Here is an 852-nt window from a genome sequence, read left to right on the forward strand (position 1 = left end):
GTCATGTACTCACTTTGCAGCAAGTAGTGAATTGCGCGTAGGATTTCTTGAACGCCCCCTTCCCTCGCCATAACAGATTTGCTAAGCGCCTTTTCTTTATAGGCTTGTGTATCTTGCGCATTAAATATAATTAGCGCCGGCGCGATTGAATTAACAGTCACCTCTGGTGCTAGTTTTGCAGCATAAGACAAGACGAGATTCTCGGCAGCAGCCTTACTTGCCGCGTAAGCAATATGTTTTTTACTTCCGGTAGCTGCAACATAGTCGGTAATATGAATGATATCGGCAATGCCATCCGGGTAGGCCCTGAGCAAGGGCTCAAGTGCCAGATTCAAGTGATAAGGAATATTGACATGCACATTCATCATTTGTTGGATAGTGCTTAAATCATCTTCCCGATTTTTGCTATCGGGCAACCAATCAGAGGCATTATGGATAATTGCTCTTAACGATGTATGTTTTGCACTTACTGCATCAATCAACTGACTCACCTGCTCAGGGTATTGAAAGTCACACTGATATAACTCAGCTCCCATATCCTTCAGCTTCACCAATTCCGGGTAGCTAGTTCGATAGGTACCGATCACATGATACCCTTTGGCCAAACAATCAAGCGCCAGCGCCAAGCCAATGCGCCTGCCTACACCAGTGATCAAAACAGGTGACTTACTCATAAAACACTACTCCGGCTTCCTATATTCGAGACTGAGAGAAACTGAATCAGCAAAACGTAGCGCGTGAGGTTTATCAATTCGTACTTTCGCATAGCTCACCCAAGAGTGCTCACTGCAAAGACCCAACACGTCTGACACCAGTTTTTCCAATAATAGAAAGCGACCATCCTCAACATGC

The 852-nt window shown here is 45.1% G+C and carries 1 protein-coding gene; it reads right to left on the reverse strand.

Annotated features, from left to right (window positions below; translation table 11 throughout):
• A partial coding sequence (gene folM, locus A3766_RS03600; RefSeq protein WP_068641697.1) for a dihydromonapterin reductase occupies window positions 1–674 on the reverse strand: 674 nt, incomplete at its 3' end.
• Window positions 675–852 lie beyond the last annotated feature (178 nt).

The organism is Oleiphilus sp. HI0132 (assembly GCF_001635845.1).